Source organism: Flavobacterium sp. KACC 22758, from assembly GCF_028736135.1.
Taxonomy (GTDB): domain Bacteria; phylum Bacteroidota; class Bacteroidia; order Flavobacteriales; family Flavobacteriaceae; genus Flavobacterium; species Flavobacterium johnsoniae.
This window is the reverse complement of the sequence record NZ_CP117878.1, coordinates 4,631,707-4,647,874: the sequence shown is the minus strand read 5'-3', so window position 1 is coordinate 4,647,874 and position 16,168 is coordinate 4,631,707. Positions and strand designations below refer to the sequence as shown.

At 33.8% G+C, this 16,168-nt stretch carries 16 protein-coding genes; 8 read left to right on the top strand and 8 right to left on the bottom strand.

Annotated elements, in window-relative coordinates; genetic code table 11:
* The first annotated feature begins 67 nt into the window (after positions 1 to 67).
* Positions 68 to 1,243 (top strand): GlmU family protein, encoded by a 1,176-nt coding sequence (locus PQ462_RS19580; protein ID WP_011921625.1) that lies wholly within the window; start codon positions 68 to 70, stop codon positions 1,241 to 1,243.
* 131 nt (positions 1,244 to 1,374) lie between these two features.
* Here PQ462_RS19580 and PQ462_RS19575 read toward each other — a convergent pair whose 3' ends face one another.
* Complete coding sequence (locus PQ462_RS19575; protein WP_011921624.1) at positions 1,375 to 1,818, bottom strand: PepSY-like domain-containing protein; 444 nt, start codon at positions 1,816 to 1,818, stop codon at positions 1,375 to 1,377.
* A 320-nt stretch (positions 1,819 to 2,138) separates the two neighbouring features.
* On the opposite strand from PQ462_RS19575, the gene PQ462_RS19570 reads away from it, so the two are divergent.
* From PQ462_RS19570 to PQ462_RS19560, 3 genes are all read left to right on the top strand, one after another.
* Positions 2,139 to 3,773 (top strand): ABC-F family ATP-binding cassette domain-containing protein, encoded by a 1,635-nt coding sequence (locus tag PQ462_RS19570; protein WP_274251249.1) that lies wholly within the window; start codon positions 2,139 to 2,141, stop codon positions 3,771 to 3,773.
* 228 nt (positions 3,774 to 4,001) lie between these two features.
* Positions 4,002 to 5,150, top strand: coding sequence for a porin (locus tag PQ462_RS19565; RefSeq protein ID WP_274251248.1), 1,149 nt, complete (start codon positions 4,002 to 4,004; stop codon positions 5,148 to 5,150).
* Between the two features lie 23 nt (positions 5,151 to 5,173).
* Positions 5,174 to 6,604 carry an anion permease gene (locus tag PQ462_RS19560; protein ID WP_274251247.1) on the top strand — a complete coding sequence of 477 codons (1,431 nt, stop codon included), beginning with the start codon at positions 5,174 to 5,176 and terminating at the stop codon, positions 6,602 to 6,604.
* Here PQ462_RS19560 and PQ462_RS19555 read toward each other — a convergent pair.
* A complete protein-coding gene (locus PQ462_RS19555; RefSeq protein ID WP_011921620.1) occupies positions 6,601 to 6,912 on the bottom strand; it encodes a GNAT family N-acetyltransferase in 312 nt (103 codons plus the stop codon). The two genes, PQ462_RS19560 and PQ462_RS19555, sit on opposite strands and share 4 nt — an antisense overlap.
* 287 nt (positions 6,913 to 7,199) lie before the next feature.
* Here PQ462_RS19555 and PQ462_RS19550 point away from each other — a divergent pair, with 287 nt between their 5' ends.
* Positions 7,200 to 7,859, top strand: coding sequence for an alpha/beta hydrolase family protein (locus tag PQ462_RS19550; protein ID WP_274251246.1), 660 nt, complete (start codon positions 7,200 to 7,202; stop codon positions 7,857 to 7,859).
* Positions 7,860 to 7,992: 133 nt separating this feature from the next.
* Here PQ462_RS19550 and PQ462_RS19545 read toward each other — a convergent pair whose 3' ends face one another.
* The gene (locus tag PQ462_RS19545) at positions 7,993 to 8,508 is read right to left on the bottom strand and encodes a hypothetical protein (RefSeq protein WP_011921618.1); all 516 of its coding nucleotides are present in this window, start codon (positions 8,506 to 8,508) and stop codon (positions 7,993 to 7,995) included.
* A gap of 168 nt (positions 8,509 to 8,676) precedes the next feature.
* On the opposite strand from PQ462_RS19545, the gene rpmH reads away from it, so the two are divergent.
* Both rpmH and carB read left to right on the top strand, forming a co-directional pair.
* Entirely contained in the window at positions 8,677 to 8,838 is a 162-nt protein-coding gene (gene rpmH, locus PQ462_RS19540) for a 50S ribosomal protein L34 (protein ID WP_008464848.1), read from the top strand.
* A 144-nt stretch (positions 8,839 to 8,982) separates the two neighbouring features.
* The gene (gene carB, locus PQ462_RS19535) at positions 8,983 to 11,838 is read left to right on the top strand and encodes a carbamoyl-phosphate synthase large subunit (RefSeq protein ID WP_274251245.1); all 2,856 of its coding nucleotides are present in this window, start codon (positions 8,983 to 8,985) and stop codon (positions 11,836 to 11,838) included.
* A 72-nt stretch (positions 11,839 to 11,910) separates the two neighbouring features.
* Here carB and yiaA read toward each other — a convergent pair whose 3' ends face one another.
* From yiaA to PQ462_RS19510, 5 genes are all read right to left on the bottom strand, one after another.
* Positions 11,911 to 12,309: an inner membrane protein YiaA gene (gene yiaA / locus PQ462_RS19530; protein ID WP_011921616.1), complete on the bottom strand. Its 399-nt coding sequence runs from the start codon at positions 12,307 to 12,309 to the stop codon at positions 11,911 to 11,913.
* Positions 12,310 to 12,459: 150 nt separating this feature from the next.
* Positions 12,460 to 12,999 (bottom strand): DUF4252 domain-containing protein, encoded by a 540-nt coding sequence (locus PQ462_RS19525; protein ID WP_274251244.1) that lies wholly within the window; start codon positions 12,997 to 12,999, stop codon positions 12,460 to 12,462.
* A 2-nt stretch (positions 13,000 to 13,001) separates the two neighbouring features.
* On the bottom strand, positions 13,002 to 13,529 hold the full coding sequence (locus PQ462_RS19520; protein ID WP_011921614.1) for a DUF4252 domain-containing protein: 528 nt from the start codon (positions 13,527 to 13,529) through the stop codon (positions 13,002 to 13,004).
* A gap of 16 nt (positions 13,530 to 13,545) precedes the next feature.
* Positions 13,546 to 14,004, bottom strand: coding sequence for a hypothetical protein (locus PQ462_RS19515; protein WP_274251243.1), 459 nt, complete (start codon positions 14,002 to 14,004; stop codon positions 13,546 to 13,548).
* A complete protein-coding gene (locus PQ462_RS19510; protein ID WP_011921612.1) occupies positions 13,991 to 14,500 on the bottom strand; it encodes an RNA polymerase sigma factor in 510 nt (169 codons plus the stop codon). Before PQ462_RS19510 ends, PQ462_RS19515 begins: the two co-directional genes overlap by 14 nt.
* Positions 14,501 to 14,650: 150 nt before the next feature.
* Between PQ462_RS19510 and PQ462_RS19505 the strand changes: the two genes are divergently transcribed.
* Positions 14,651 to 16,123, top strand: coding sequence for a S41 family peptidase (locus PQ462_RS19505; RefSeq protein ID WP_274251242.1), 1,473 nt, complete (start codon positions 14,651 to 14,653; stop codon positions 16,121 to 16,123).
* The last annotated feature ends 45 nt before the right edge of the window (positions 16,124 to 16,168 follow it).

Genomic DNA, 16,168 nt, shown 5'->3' with positions numbered 1-16,168 from the left:
AAAAAATAAATATTTGTAACTTTGGTCTCGGTAACCAAATCAAATTTTAACACATTAAATTAAATTTATGAATTACATTCTTTTCGACGGTCCCGTCCGGAATGCTTTATTACCTTTTACTTTTACACGACCAGTTGCAGATATTTTAATCGGAATTATGACAATTCGTCAAAAGTGGGAGGCTCGTTTAGGTTCTACTATAACAACTATTACAGAAGACTATCTTTCTGCCAAATTCCCAATGGTAGAAATGGAAGAGAACGTAATGATAAACGCAGCGTATTTGCCAAATGATGCGCTTGCAGAATTAGTTTCTGATTTAAAAGAGAATCAGGCAATTTTTAAAGGCGATGATGTAATTGCTTTTTTTACAACCGAAAACCAGGAAGAAGTCGATTTTGATACGTACGAAATTATTCAGTACAATGAAGAATGTCTGACAGTTGAACATACATGGGATATTTTTTCAAAGAATGATGCTGCCATTCGTGCCGATTTTGCTTTTTTAACAGAAGACAGAAAATCACAGCCTATTCCTAAAAGCGTAAATGTTATTGCGCCAGAAAATGTATTTATTGAAGAAGGAGCAAAACTGGAGTTTGTAACTTTAAATGCTTCGAATGGTCCTATATATATTGGTAAGAATACAGAAATTATGGAAGGAACCGTTATTCGCGGGCCTTTTGCTTTATGCGAAAATGCAATGGTAAAAATGTCGGCTAAGGTTTATGGAGCAACAACTGTTGGGCCAGGATCCAGAATAGGCGGTGAGGTTAAAAACTCAGTTCTTTTTGCGAATTCAAACAAAGGGCACGAAGGATTTTTAGGAGATTCTGTTTTAGGCGAATGGTGTAATATTGGAGCTGATTCGAATAACTCAAACCTAAAAAACAATTACGAAGAAGTGAAATTATGGAGCTACGAAACAGAAGGTTTTGCTAAAACCGGACTTCAGTTTTGCGGTTTAATGATGGGAGATCATAGTAAATGCGGCATCAATACGATGTTTAATACAGGAACCGTAGTTGGTGTAAGCGCGAATATTTTTGGATCTGGTTTTCCTCGTAATTTTGTTCCTAGTTTTTCTTGGGGCGGTGCAGCGGGATTTACAACTTATGTAACAAAAAAAGCTTTTGAAACTGCAAGATTAGTTATGAGTCGAAGAAATATTGATTTCGACGAAACAGAAGCGGCAATCTTAGAACATATTTTTGAAGAAACTAAAAAATGGAGAAAAGACTAATTAGATAATTAGTCAATTTGAAAATTAGATAATTTTACAACCCGACAGGTTTTTGAAACCTGTCGGGTTTTGTTATTTTAAGGTTTTAGAGAATTTTCTAATTTCCTAATTGACACATTTTCTAATTTTACTTATTTATCAATCTTAATAAAATCCCCTTTTAAGCTGAATTTTAATTCTAAACCATTCGTTAGTTTTGTTTCGTATCCCGAAGATTCAATTTCTATTTTGGTTACTTTTTCTTTCGGGAAGTTTTCTTTTATATAAGAAGCAACCTTCTTAGGAATAATAGATTTCGGAATTTTAGAATTTTTGCCGTCAACTTCTTTCCAGTTTCCTTTTTTGTCAAATTCAATTTCAATCTGGTTGTCAAATTGAACTTTGTATTCTGTTGAAAGGATTTCTTTGTCTTCTAATATATAGCTTGGCTTTTTCGATCCAAAATGTGTTTTTAAAAATGTCTGCGCGTTTGCGGGTAAAGCTTCTTTTTTGATTACAGTTTTTTGCGCATTCGCAGAAAGTCCAAATAGTAATCCTGCAATTAAGGAAACAGCTAGTTTTAATTTCGTTTTCATATTTTGCTGATTTTTAAATTTATATACAAGGTAAGATTAAAATTTTAAAATTGAGAAATCTAAGTAGATTTAAAAACAATCACGCTTCTTTTTTTGCCGCAGATTAAAAGATTAAAAAGATTTTTGAGAAGGAAGTTAAAAAAAGAGAATCAGTGAAAATCCTTTTATCTGCGTCGAAAAAGATATTGTCTAATTGACACATTTTCAAAATTATCTAATTATCAAATTGGACATTGTCTAATTAAATCTATCTTTGCAGCACGAAAAAAACGGGTAGTCAGATAAACGATTAACCGATTAAACAAAATTCACAAACACAAATGATTACAGTTAACGATATTTCGGTTCAATTTGGTGGAACTACACTTTTTAGCGATGTTTCTTTTGCTATTAATGAAAATGATAAAATTGCCCTTATGGGTAAAAATGGTGCGGGAAAATCGACACTTTTAAAAATAATTGCAGGTGTAAATAAACCTTCTACAGGAAGTATTTCTGCACCAAAAGAAGCTGTAATTGCTTATTTACCACAGCATTTGCTTACTGAAGACGGCGCAACTGTTATGGAAGAAGCATCAAAAGCTTTCAGTGATATTTTTAAAATGAAAGCCGAAATTGACGAAATCAACGAACAGTTAACCGTTCGTACTGATTATGAAAGTGATGAATACATGAAATTAATCGAAAGAGTTTCTGACTTAAGCGAAAAATTTTATGCTATTGAAGAAATAAATTACGAAGCTGAAGTTGAGAAAATTTTAGTTGGTTTAGGATTCGAAAGAGAAGATTTTACACGTCAGACTTCAGAATTTTCAGGAGGATGGAGAATGCGTATCGAATTAGCAAAAATCCTTTTGCAAAAGCCAGATTTAATTTTACTGGATGAGCCTACCAACCACATGGATATCGAAAGTATTCAATGGTTAGAAGATTTCTTATTGAATCAGGCTAAAGCAGTTGTTGTAATTTCTCACGATAGAGCATTTGTAGATAATATTACAAACCGTACTATCGAGGTTACAATGGGAAGAATCTATGATTACAAAGCAAAATACACTCATTATTTAGAGCTAAGAAAAGACCGTCGTATTCATCAGCAGAAAGCGTATGACGAACAGCAAAAAATGATTGCTGAAAATCGTGCTTTTATTGACCGTTTTAAAGGAACGTTCTCAAAAACCGATGCCGTTCAGTCTCGTGTAAAAATGCTTGAAAAGTTAGAAATCGTTCAGGTTGATGAAGTAGATACATCTGCATTACGTTTGAAATTCCCGCCGGCAGCACGTTCAGGACAATATCCGGTTGTTGTAAAAGAAATGTCAAAATCGTATGGAGATCATGTGGTTTTTAAAGATGCAAACATCGTAATCGAACGCGGACAGAAAGTAGCTTTTGTTGGGAAAAATGGAGAAGGAAAATCGACCATGATTAAGGCGATTATGAAAGAAATCGGCGTTGATTCAGGTAGCGTTGAAATTGGACATAATGCACAAATAGGATATTTTGCTCAAAATCAGGCCGCTTTATTAGACGAAAATGCTACTATTTTTGAAACTATCGATAGTATTGCGGTTGGAGATATCAGAACCCAGATCAAAAATATTTTGGGAGCTTTCATGTTTCAGGGAGATGATATTACTAAAAAAGTAAAAGTGCTTTCCGGAGGAGAAAAAACACGTTTGGCAATGATTAAATTGTTGTTAGAACCAGTGAATTTATTAATTCTGGATGAGCCTTCGAATCACTTGGATATGAAGACAAAAGACATTATTAAAGATGCATTGCGTGATTTTGACGGAACATTAATTTTGGTTTCTCACGACCGTGATTTCCTAGACGGATTAGCAACTAAAGTATTTGAATTTGGAAATAAAAGAGTAAAAGAACATTTTGAAGATGTTGCAGGTTTTCTTGCTCACAAGAAAATGGATTCTATGAGAGAAATAGAAAAATAGAGTCTAAATACATATAGATCAAAAAGCACAAGTTCATTCTTGTGCTTTTTTTTTGTTTTAATAACATTATTTTAATGCAACTTTTTTTACAACACTTCTATTTTTTTTGTTATTTTAGTACTTCATTTCGTGTCGACTATAGGTAGTTAACTTTTTGATCTTCAAAAAGGATAGTGCTGATTCTGAATTCAGTTATAAGAAACTAATATTTTTATTAATTTGAAGTCTATGAGTAAAATTCTACTAGTTCCGATTATTTTTCTCTTTTTTATAACTCCATTTTTTCTGCATGCTCAGGGCGATGTAAACGCTGGAGAAAAAACCGAAAGTGAGATAAAATATCCTCAATATCAGCTAAAGGGACTTTTACAGGCAAGATATCTGGAAAGTTTTGGCGACAATGTTGATGTTCTAGGAGTACATCATTCTACTGGAGATGTTACCCAGCAGTCTTTTGATATTAAAAGAATGCGTGTTGGCTTAAATACCAGGTTAAGTGAAGCTACAGAAGTCGTAATTCTGGTAAACTTAGCCGATTTTAAATCAGATACTAAAGGAAAAGTTCTTGAAAACGCTTATGGAAAATATACCTTCAATAAATATATTGCTTTGACCGGAGGGCAGTTTCGTCCGGCATTTGGAATTGAGGAGCTTGTTCCTGTAGATATCATCAAATCTTTTGACTTTTCAAATCAATATTATGAATTCGGAAAAAACGGCTGGACCAGTTTTCAAATTGGGGCTTCGGCAACCGGATCTTTTGATATTGGAAAAATTCCGGTTAGTTATGCTGTCTCAGTTTTGAACGGAAATGGAAAAAACGTAGAAATGGATAAAGATAACGGAAAACAATATTCTACAAGATGGGTTTTTGAATTGTCTAAAGAGTATAAAATAAATCTGGGTTTAAATGGTGGTATTGGAAAAGTGTTTAAAGAAGATGTTTTTGCAGTTGGAGCCGATATAACCAGCGATTTTAAACTAACAGACCGATTTACTTTTGATCTTCAAATTGAATACAAACAAGGAACAAACCATAATTTATATTTTTCACTGCCAGCCGAAAGCAGAGTAGGTGATGTTTCCAATTATCAAATGCGCGGGATTTATTTTCTGCCAAATTTGAGATATGTGGTAAATTATAAAAAACTAACGGCATTAGAACTATCATGTCGTTACGAAACTTTTAATCCTAGTTACAAAGTAAATTCAAATGTCAGACAAACTTATACACCTATGATTAGTCTTGAATTTGGAAAAAATTATACAGGAAGAATTGAAATGGGGTTTGAAATTGACCGTTTTGATAAAAATATCCCGGATACATCAACCTATAATGATGAATTATTCCTGATTCAGTTACAACTCCGACTTTAGTTTTAATATAAATCTAAATTATTATGAAAGAAGTACAAATTCCTCAAACTCTGATTACCCTTGCTGTTGGAATTGCAATTTGGTTTATTCCTGCACCAAATGGAGTCGTTATTGAAGCCTGGCACTTGTTTGCGATTTTTGTGGCCACTATTTTAGGAATTATTCTAAAAGCGGCTCCAATGGGGACGATGTGTATGATTGCAATTGCTTTAACGGCTTTTACGCAGGTTCTGGCACCGGGCGATCCTGGAAAATCAATTACGCTGGCCTTAAAAGGATTTGGCGATAAAGTAATCTGGCTTATCGGGATTTCGTTTTTTATTGCGAGAGGATTTATAAAAACTGGTTTAGGAAATAGAATTGCTTTTTTATTTATTCGAATCTTCGGAAAAAGCTCTCTTGGATTGGCTTACGGATTAGGTCTTGCTGATTTAGTTTTGGCTCCTGCTGTGCCAAGTAATACGGCAAGAGGGGGCGGAATTATTTATCCCATAATGAAATCGATGTCAATGAGTTTTGGTTCTGTGCCGGATCAGCCGGAAACACATAGAAAATTAGGTTCTTATTTAACCTTGAATTGCTATAATATGAATTTAATAGCTTCATCAATGTTTCTTACCGGAACAGCAAGTAATCCAATGTGTCAGAAGTTTGCGCTTAATTTAGGAATTAAAATAACCTGGATGTCATGGGCAGCTGCAGCGATTGTTCCGGGATTGTGTGCTTTTTTTGTGATTCCCTTTGTGCTCTATAAAATATATCCGCCAGAACTTAAAAAGACTGGAGATGCACCGCAGATTGCCATGCAGAAATTAAAAGAAATGGGGCCGATTACCCGTAACGAATGGATGATGCTTTTAACGTTTTTTATTCTCTTGTTTCTTTGGATGACAGGCGATTTGTTTTCTATAGACGCTACGACAACGGCATTTATTGGTTTGGTAATTCTATTGCTTACTTCAGTTTTAACATGGGATGATGTAAAAGCCGAAAAAGGAGCGTGGGATACTATTGTATGGTTTTCGGTTTTAGTAATGATGGCAAGTTCGCTTAACGAACTTGGATTTATCGGCTGGTTTAGTAATGTTGTAAGAGCCGAAATTGGAGGTTTGAGCTGGCAGATGGCATTTCCAATAATTATATTAGTGTACTTTTTCAGCCATTATCTTTTTGCAAGTGCAACGGCACACGTAGCGGCAATGTATGCGGCACTTTTGGGTGTTGGGGTTTCACTTGGTATTCCGGGATTGCTTTTGGCCTTTATGCTTGGTTTTATGGGATCAATTTACGGAACATTAACCCATTACGGACATGGTCCGGCTCCCGTTTTTTTCGGAAGCGGATATGTCGATTTAAAAAGCTGGTGGGTCAAAGGTTTAGTAACCGGACTCGTAATGCTTTTTATTTATATGGGAATTGGCGGATTATGGCTTTGGGTAATAAATTATTTTTAAATTCTGATTCCCGGCGGCAATAATTCTTTGTACTTTGGATTTTTTTTGAAAAATGCTGCGATTTTTGGATGAATCGGCACAACTCTGAAATTTTTTTCTGTACTTAGTTCCATAATGTTTTTAAGTAAAGTGTCAATTACAGACTGGTTTTCGAAGTTTTCGGGTGTGTTGATTTTGGTTAAAAAGATTTTCTTTTCCTGAAAAGAATATTCAACGCTTAATAATCCCTCAGGGACTACGGTTTCAAATTGTCTGGCAAAGGTATTGTCTTTGATTTCCATAGTTTCAGCAGGTTCCATATTTGTCATGTTTTTGGGGTGGATAAAATATTAGAAAAAGAACGATAAAAAATAAACAAATAAAATCTTTGGAAAAGATATTTAAATGCGAGTAATTTGGATTGCAAAGTTAATCATTTGATTTTCAATATTGAAGTATTTTAAGTAAGATTTGGACTAGTTTTTGAAACTGCTTTGTTTTTGTAGTTTAATTTGTTTTAATATGTAAGAATGGTGTAAGATTTGCTGTGCATATCATTAAAAAAGTAAAATTATTTTGAAATTAAAATTCGCAATTATAATCCCTTTTCATACAAATGAGTAAAATTCCAGTATATTTTATGCCCGGTTTGGCGGCAAGTCCGGCAATTTTTGAAAGAATTCAGTTAGATGAATCTGTTTTTGAAATGTGTTTATTAGAATGGGAGATTCCGCATCCAAAAGAAGCTTTATCAGATTATGCGCTTAGAATTTCTAAAAAAATCAAACACGACAATCCTGTTTTGGTTGGAGTTTCTTTTGGGGGGATTTTAGTTCAGGAAATCGCAAAACACATTCAGGCTCGAAAAGTTATTATTATTTCTAGTGTTAGAAGTAATATTGAATTCCCAAAAAGAATGAAAATCGGAAAAACTACAAAAGCCTACAAGCTGATTCCGATGAAGTTGATTTTAAATATCGAAAGTCTGGCGAAATATTCTTTTGGAGAAAAAGTAAATAAACGTATTAAGTTATACGAGAAGTTTTTAGCGGTTAGAGATCTTAACTATTTGCAATGGGCTGTAGAATCAGTTATTTTATGGGATAGAAATAAAGTTGATGAAAACGTAATTCATATTCACGGTGACAAAGACGAAGTTTTTCCAATAAAATACATCAACAGTTGTATTGTGGTAAAAGGCGGTACACATATTATGATTCTCAATAAATATAAATGGCTTAATGAAAATCTGCCTTCTATTATATTAGAAGATTGATTTTTTTTAGTTTTCAGCCGCAGTTTTCAGTTTGAAACTTTGTAAAAGTTGACAGACGGCTGAAAAAAATCTAAAATAAAAAATCCCAAACTCCTTAGGAATTTGGGATTTGATATATTGAAAATGAAAAAAATTAGATTTTCTTCATTTGTTCTTTCATCATAGAAATCTGCTCTTTCAGCATTCCCTGCTTATCTAATTTCTTAGCTTCGTTTAATAAATTAGTAGCTTCAAGCTTTCTTCTGCGTGACATTGCAACTCCTGCAAGGTTTAATTTAGCTACTGCTAGATCCATATCCATAGATAATCCAAGCTCAATTGCTTTTTTGAAATGTTTTTCAGCCTGGTTAATGTTAGTCTGCGATAACATGATACCTTGTAAATAATTTAAGTATCCTTGTTGTTTTCTAACTAATGCTCCTTCCGGATTTTTGATATATGATAACCATTTATTTGCACCTTCAAAGTCTTGTTTTCTTAATTTAAGGAAGGCTAAGAGGATAAATTCGTTTTTAAAATAAAGAAAAATTGGAATTGCAGTCAATAATATAAGAAAGATTCCATTTCCGATATTACTTTCTGTAAATTGCCAAATGCCCGCCACTACAAGAAGTCCGGCCAAAATAAGTTTAATATTTTTGTGAAACATAATTAATGTAAATTTGTGATTGCAAAGATAGTAAAAGGAATTAAAAATATTTTTATAAAACTGCTTGCCAGAAAAAAAAGTCTTTGTATATTTGCACTCGGTTTTTGAATAACGATATCCAAAACCAAATAACGAGTTAATAGATACCATTTTTAAAGATACAAAGCAATGAGCAAAAGAACATTTCAACCATCGAAAAGAAAAAGAAGAAATAAGCACGGATTTATGGACAGAATGGCTTCTGCGAATGGAAGAAAAGTTCTAGCGCGTAGAAGAGCAAAAGGAAGACATAAATTAACTGTTTCTAGCGAGCCTAGACACAAAAAATAATGTTTGTATAAACATACATAAGGCGATTACTTTTTTAGTATCGCCTTTTTTTATACCTTGTCGGTAAAAAATATCCCAACTTTCTAGTTTATAACGCACTAGATATGTTTTTTAAATCGTAAATAACTACACAATACATACAAAATGCCTAAAGACACATCAATAAAATCAGTTTTAATAATAGGGTCAGGACCTATTGTTATTGGCCAAGCTTGCGAATTCGATTATGCGGGATCTCAATCTGCACGCTCGATTCGTGAAGAAGGAATTGAGGTTATCTTGATTAACTCGAATCCAGCGACAATTATGACCGACCCATCTATGGCGGATCATATTTATTTGAAACCTTTAACGACAAAATCGATTATTGAAATTCTTAAGGAACATCCGCAAATTGATGCTGTTTTACCAACAATGGGAGGACAGACAGCTTTGAACTTGTGTTTAGAGGCTGAGGAAAAAGGAATCTGGCAGGATTTCGGAGTAAGATTAATCGGTGTTGATGTAAATGCTATTAATATTACTGAAGACAGAGAGCAGTTTAAACAGCTTTTAGAAAAAATAAAAGTACCAACTGCACCTGCAAAAACAGCTACTTCTTACCTTGAAGGAAAAGAAATTGCTCAGGAATTTGGTTTTCCGCTTGTTATTCGTCCTTCGTTTACATTAGGAGGAACAGGAGCAGCAGTGGTTTACAAAAAAGAAGATTTTGATGAGCTTTTAACACGCGGACTAGAAGCTTCTCCAATTCACGAGGTTTTAATTGATAAAGCTTTAATGGGATGGAAAGAGTACGAGTTAGAGCTTTTAAGAGATAAAAATGACAACGTTGTAATTATCTGTTCTATCGAAAACATGGACCCAATGGGAATCCATACTGGAGATTCGATTACTGTTGCGCCAGCGATGACATTATCTGATACAACTTTCCAAAAATTACGTGACTACGCTATCTTAATGATGAGAAGTATCGGAAACTTTGCGGGAGGATGTAACGTACAATTTGCAGTTTCGCCAGATGAAAAAGAAGATATCGTAGCAATCGAGATTAACCCTCGTGTGTCTCGTTCTTCTGCTTTGGCATCAAAAGCAACTGGATATCCAATTGCAAAAATTGCTTCTAAATTAGCTTTAGGATACAATTTAGATGAATTACAAAATCAAATTACAAAATCTACTTCGGCTCTTTTCGAGCCAACTTTAGATTACGTAATCGTAAAAATACCACGTTGGAACTTCGATAAATTTGAAGGTTCAGACAGAACTTTAGGTCTTCAGATGAAATCTGTAGGTGAGGTTATGGGAATTGGACGTTCTTTCCAGGAAGCACTTCACAAAGCAACTCAATCTTTAGAGATTAAGAGAAATGGTTTAGGAGCTGACGGAAAAGGATACAAAGATTACGAATTAATTATCGATAAACTGACTCACGCAAGCTGGGATCGTGTTTTCGTAATTTATGATGCAATCGCAATGGGAATTCCGTTGAGTACAATTCATGAAATTACAAGAATCGATATGTGGTTCTTAAAACAATATGAAGAGCTTTACACTTTAGAAAAAGAAATCTCAAACTATAAAGTTACAGATCTCCCTAAAGAATTATTGCTTGAAGCGAAACAAAAAGGTTTTGCAGACAGACAATTAGCTCACATGATGAATTGTTTAGAAAGTGAAGTGCACACTTTGCGTATGGAACAAAAAATCAACCGTGTGTTTAAACTGGTTGATACTTGTGCGGCTGAGTTTAAAGCACTTACTCCTTATTACTACTCAACTTTTGAGGCTGAAATTGAAAAAGGAAACGGAGAGCGTTTTGTTGACAACGAAAGTATCGTAACAGATAAAAAGAAAGTTATCGTTTTAGGTTCCGGACCAAACAGAATTGGGCAGGGAATCGAGTTTGATTACTCTTGTGTACACGGAGTTTTAGCGGCTAAAGAATGCGGTTACGAAACGATCATGATTAACTGTAATCCTGAAACGGTTTCTACTGACTTTGATACAGCGGATAAATTATACTTCGAACCTGTTTTCTGGGAGCATATTTATGATATCATTCAGCACGAAAAACCAGAAGGTGTGATTGTTCAGTTAGGAGGACAAACAGCTCTTAAATTAGCTGATAAACTTTCTAAATACGGAGTAAAAATCATCGGAACTAGTTTCGACGCACTTGATTTAGCAGAAGACAGAGGAAGATTCTCGGACTTATTGACTGAGTTAAACATTCCTTTCCCAAGATTTGGAATCGCTGAAACAGCTGACGAAGCTTCTAAATTAGCAGATACTTTAGATTTCCCGCTTTTAATTCGTCCTTCTTACGTATTAGGAGGTCAGGGAATGAAAATTGTAATCAACAAAAAAGAATTAGAAGAACACGTAATCGATTTGTTGAAAGCAATTCCGGGAAACAAATTATTACTAGATCACTACTTAGCTGGAGCAATCGAAGCTGAGGCAGATGCAATTTGTGATGCAGACGGAAATGTGTACATCATCGGAATTATGGAGCACATTGAGCCTTGCGGTGTTCACTCTGGAGATAGTAACGCAACATTGCCTCCTTTTAACTTAGGAGAATTTGTAATGCAGCAAATTAAAGATCATACACATAAAATTGCAAGAGCTTTAAAAACGGTTGGTTTAATCAATATCCAGTTTGCAATTAAAGATGATACAGTTTATATTATCGAGGCAAACCCAAGAGCTTCTAGAACGGTTCCGTTTATTGCAAAAGCTTACGGAGAACCTTATGTAAACTACGCTACAAAAGTAATGTTAGGTCACAATAAAGTAACTGACTTTGATTTCAACCCGCAATTAAACGGATATGCAATCAAACAGCCGGTATTCTCTTTCAGTAAATTCCCGAACGTAAACAAAGCGTTAGGGCCAGAAATGAAATCAACAGGAGAAAGCATCTTGTTTATTGATGACTTAAAAGATGATCAATTCTACGAATTGTACTCTAGAAGAAAAATGTATTTGAGTAAATAATCTCAGATTCTACTATAAAAGAAAAAGCTCCAATTTTATTGGAGCTTTTTTATTTTAATAGGTTTAAAACTTTTATTCGTTTTGACCAAAGCTCATATTGTCTCTGGTGTTTTTTTGCACAGAAATAGCACCAAACAATGCTAATAGAAATGCAAATGCATAAAAACCTTTTTCGCTTGGTAAAATTGTTGCATTCCATAATCCAACAACTAAAAGAACGATTGATAATAAAGTTCCAAACCAGCAGATTCCGTAGTAAATATCGGTTACCGGAAGTTTTTCAAGTCGGTCTCTAACACTTTTTTGTAAAGAAACAACAGCAAAAAGTCCGAACATTAAAACAGTGAAATAATATCCTTTTTCGTTTAACAGCATTTCAGCTCTGGCAAGTCCAACAATAAAACCGATTGTTCCGGCTCCAAGAGCAACCCAAGATGCTGCGATAAAGGCATTTGATGTTTTTTGTATCATAATTTATTATTTTGGTAAGTTGCAAATATAATTAAATTGCATTCATATCAAAATAAATACTCATTGTTTTGTTCAGTAAAATCTTTCAAATATATATAAGAAAAAAGCTCCAGTTATGGAGCTTCAGTTGTTTATAAAGTAAGTAAAAGTCTATTTTTTAATTAATTGCTGCAATGGTTTTAACTGCTCCATGTCAATTTTTGATTCTTTTAAAACTGACATAAGCGTTATAATGTTATTCGGGTTCATATCTTTTCCTAATACACGAACTACAGCAAAGCCATTTTCTTTTTTATTGGCAAAAACCACAAATTCTTTAATGTTTTCATCTGAGCCAACATAACTTATTGATGCTCCATCTTTTCCAGAACCAAATTTCATTAGTTCCTGGTATTTAGGATCTTTTAATATCGCCGTAACTTTTTTACGTTCCGTTTCAAATTCTGCCTGATTTTTATCTGTCGCTTTAAAAGCTAAGATGTTCATTTTATCAAATGAGTTTACAGCTTCTTTTTGCTCGGCTGAAAGTTTTGTTTTTTCTAAATTTAAAATATCAGACGAAACATCAACAGAGATGAAATCTTTTTTATCAGTATTTTCAACAAAATACTTTTGCAGTGAAGGTTCAGAATTACAGCTTACTAAAGTTAGTAATGCTAAAATGGCTGTGGTGAAAACATTAACTTTCATGATTATTTTTTGTTTTTAGAAGCTTTTTTTAAGTCAGAACCGCCAGGAAGCTGCATTTTGTCTGTTAGTACAGAGATCTCGTTTAAATCAAAGTTCCCTGTAAGAGACAATAAAACAGTTTCGTCATTTTTTGCTCCGTCTACAAACATTAGCAATTCTTTGATCTGAGTGTCGCTTGCTCCAGATTTTACCATTATTTTGACATTTTTACCGCTGTCGTTTACACGCATCAACTCTTCTAAACCTGCAGTTTTGATGTATTTATCTGCAGAAGCTTTCATGTCGGCTTCGATTTTAGGATTTTTAGTTGTAAACACTTTTAAGTAATCTAATTTTTTAATCAGATTGATATATTGCTGCGTTTCTTTGTCAGAAGCATCAACCTTTACCTTGCTCATTAAATCGAACATTTTTTTGTTTACAATTACTGATGTTACATCGTCCTGACCATCAAATTTGTCAAAAGCACCTTGTGCATAAAAAGCTTGGGTAACGAATGCGAAAACTAGTGTTATGATGAAATTTTTCATTTTTGTGTGTTTTAATTTACTGTTTAAAAATTCTGTTTTTTGATTGTTCATATTCGTTAATGTATTGTACACTTTCAATACCTACATTAACATTGCTCGATAATAGGGATAAAGCTTTTTGCGTAGCTTTTAAAGCTTCTTCCGGATCATCGTAGGTTCCTAATTCTGACTGCGCCACAACCGGAGCTGTATTTTCTTGGCTCATGAACAAATAGGTTCCAATTCCTAGTAAAACAACAATTGATGCTGCAATTGATAGCCACGCCACATTTCGTCTCTTAGTTTTTAGTGGTATTTCCTGCGTTGATTTTTGTTGTTTTACCTGAGAGAAATAACCAAAAATAGGTTTGTACTGCTCCAAATGCTGCGCAACATCTGGTGAAGAAAAATATTCTTTTAATTGATTTTCTTCGGCAATAGTAGTTTCTCCCTGAAAGTATTTTTCTAATATATTTTCTATTTTATCTAATTCCATAACTGTGTGCATTTACCATTGATTCTCTTATTTTTTTTCTTGCTCTCGAAAGTGCTACCCTTATTGCGGTTTCGTTCATATTGACAATTTTCGCAATTTCTTCAAATTCATATTGTTCAACATCCCGCAGCTGAATTAATATTTGAAGCTGTTCCGGCAGCTGGCTTATAATTTTTCCAACCCATTCTAAACTATCTGCATCCTCCAGTTTTCGGTCTAATTGCGGTTCCCGATCTGTAAAATTGTTATGTACAATTTGAAGATTTCCTGCTCTTTTCGATTTTAACTGATCTAAACAATAATTTTTTGTCATGGTCATCGCCAAAGCTTCAACATTATTGTAAGCGTCAAGATTCTCTTTTTTGTTCCATAATTTTACCATTACTTCCTGAGTTGCGTCTTCAGCTTCTTCGGTACTGGTAAGCAATCTTTTTGCCAGACGAAACACTTTGTCTTTGAAAGGATTAACTAATTCTATAAACACATTCTGGTTCATAAATTAAAAGGTTATTCGTTAGCTTATATAGTGAAGACGAGGCACAATTATATTTGTTACAACATAAATGTAATTTTTTTTGCAAAAAAGAATAATACTTAAAACTAAAGGTAGTATTTTTACGTTAATACAATACCGAAACCTACTTTTATGAAACCAATTTTAAAATCGATACTGTTTTTGTGTCTGTTATCATTCTTTTTGCAATCTTGTGAGGATGAGGACGATGTGAGAACTCCTGCTCAATTGCAAGTGAATGATTTTGTGTGGAAAGGCTTAAACGAGCTTTATTTGTGGCAGGGTGATGTAGCTAATTTAGCAGATGATCGTTTCAGTTCTCAGGAAGAATTAAATTCTTATTTAGAAGGATATTCAAATCCTGAAGACTTATTTCAGGATTTATTAAATAAACCAGTCAGTAAATATCCAAGTAATGCGATTGATCGTTTCAGCTGGATCGTTTCAGATTATACTGTTTTAGAGCAGGAATTAGGAGGTATTACAAAAAATAACGGAGTTGATTTCAGGCTTACCAGAGTTGCAGAAGGTTCAAATGATGTTGTGGGATATGTTCGTTACATTATTCCCAATTCTGATGCATCTTCAAAAGCCATCAAAAGAGGAGATTTCTTTACGAGTGTAAACGGAACAAAACTGACGGTTTCAAATTATAAATCATTATTAGTTGACCCGGATAGTTATACTTTAGATTTTGCAGATTACAATGGAACAGCTTTTGTTTTAAATGGAAAATCAGTTGCATTGACTAAAACTGTTTTAGAAGAAAATCCAATTTTAATAAACAAAGTAATCAATACCGGCGGGCATAAAATTGCTTATTTAATGTACAATGGATTTTATGCTGAATATGACAGCAAATTAAATCAGGCTTTTCAGGGATTTAAAAATGAAGGGGCAACAGATTTAGTTTTGGATTTAAGATATAACGGAGGAGGTTCTGTACGCACTTCTACACGTTTGGCAAGTATGATTACAGGGCAGTTTGAAGGAAAAATATTTTCGAAAAGACAATATAATTTCAAACAAATGGCAGGTATGACTGCTGATGATCTGGAAGTTTTAAATGAACGATTTGTAAAAGATATTGATGGCACTCCGGTAAACAGTTTAAATTTATCGACAGTTTATATTTTAACAACTTCTAGTACAGCATCGGCAAGTGAATTGATTATAAATGGACTAAAACCTTATATTAATGTAGTTCAGATTGGAGAAACGACTACAGGTAAAAATGTTGGATCGGTTACACTTTATGATTCGCCTACTTTCACTAAAAGAAACGTGAATCCAAACCATAAATATGCAATGCAGCCTTTGGTATTTAAAATCTCAAATGCATCAGATTTTGGAGATTATACACAAGGTTTAGTTCCTACGTATGTTCAGCTAGAATATTTACGCAGTTATGGAGTTTTAGGAGATACTGCTGAACCGTTGTTAAATATGGCAATTTCTAAAATTACGGGAGCAGCAGCTAAAAAAGTGCAGAATGATCACGGTTTAGTTTTACCTTATATAAGTGATTCTAAAAAAATCAACGGATTACGAAACGAAATGTACATAGACGGTAATGCCGGAGAGTTTATAAAAACTTTAAAATAAAAAAAAGGCTTTCAGAAATGAAAGCCTTTTTTAAACCATAAATTC